Source organism: Variovorax sp. 01T439_2 (assembly GCF_056398445.1).
The window spans coordinates 1-1,196 of record NZ_JBFTPJ010001289.1 but is presented as its reverse complement, the minus strand read 5'-3'; the positions used below and the strand labels follow the sequence as shown (position 1 = coordinate 1,196).

The following is a 1,196-nucleotide window of genomic DNA, read 5'->3' as shown; positions in this document are numbered from 1 at the left end:
CTTGTCGGTCGTGAAGAGCAGCGGCCAGAGATACTGGTTCCAGCCGTACAGGAAAAGAATGATCGCCAGCGCCGCGATGTTGGAGCGCGACAGCGGCAGCAGGATGGTCCAGAAGAAATGCATCGGCGAAGCGCCGTCGATCCGCGCCGCCTCGCACAGCTCGTCGGGCACCGTGAGGAAGAACTGGCGGAACAGGAAGGTGGCCGAGGCCGAGGCGATCAGCGGCAGGATGAGGCCCGGGTAGGTGTCGACCATGTTCCACTGCAGCTGGATGTCGATGGTGTGGCCCGTGATGGCATTCCACGCCGACGAAAGGTGCAGCGCCTCCACCAGCCACTGCAGCGGCAGCGCCGCGTTCGCCACCGATTCGTAGGTGGGCGAGATGCGCACCTCGATCGGCAGCATCAGCGACACGAAGATGAGCCAGAACGCCGTCATGCGAAAGCGGAAGCGGAAGTAGGTGATGGCAAAGGCCGACAGCAGCGACACCGCGATCTTGCCCACCGTGATGCCCGCCGCCACGATGAACGAATTGAAGAACAGCCGGCYGAAGTTGGCCTGCATCCATGCGGTGCGCAGGTTCTGCACGAACTGGTCGCCGGGCAGCCACGGCAGCGGCACCTGCTGCACCTCGGCAATGCTGAGCGAGCCCGCGACGAAGGCCAGGTAGAGCGGCACGCAGACAAAGGCCACGCCCACCAGCAGGATGGCGTGGCAGATGCCATCGAGAACGGGAGCGCGTTCAACCATGCGATGAATCCTTTGCGCCCCGCGTCATACGTCGTAGCTCAAGCGCCGCTCCACGTAGCGGAACTGCAGCAATGTCATCAGCAGCGCGAAGATCATCAGGATGACCGACTGCGCCGCCGACGAGCCAAGGTCCAGGTTGATGAAGCCGTCGACATACACCTTGAACACCAGCACGTTGGTCGCGCCCGCCGGTCCGCCCTGCGTGACCGCATCGACGATGGCAAAGATCTCGAAGAAGCCGTAGACGAAGTTCATCACGGCCAGGAAGAACATCGTGGGCATCAAGAGCGGCAACCCGATGGTGAAGAAGCGCCGAAGCGGCCCCGCGCCATCGACCGCCGCCGCCTCCATCAAGGAAGAAGGCACCGCCAGCAGGCCGGCCAGCAGAAAGATGTAGTCGTAGCACACGTGCTTCCACGAGGCCGCCAGGATGACCAGGATCATCG

General features: G+C 63.3%; 2 protein-coding genes. Both read right to left on the bottom strand.

The genetic code is table 11. The features are described from left to right. Positions 1–750 (bottom strand): ABC transporter permease subunit (locus AC1DOC_RS34365; protein ID WP_478131666.1); only part of this gene is annotated, 750 nt, incomplete at its 3' end. 24 nt (positions 751–774) lie between these two features. Then, the coding region (locus tag AC1DOC_RS34360; protein WP_478131665.1) for an ABC transporter permease subunit at positions 775–1,196 on the bottom strand (422 nt) is incomplete at its 5' end.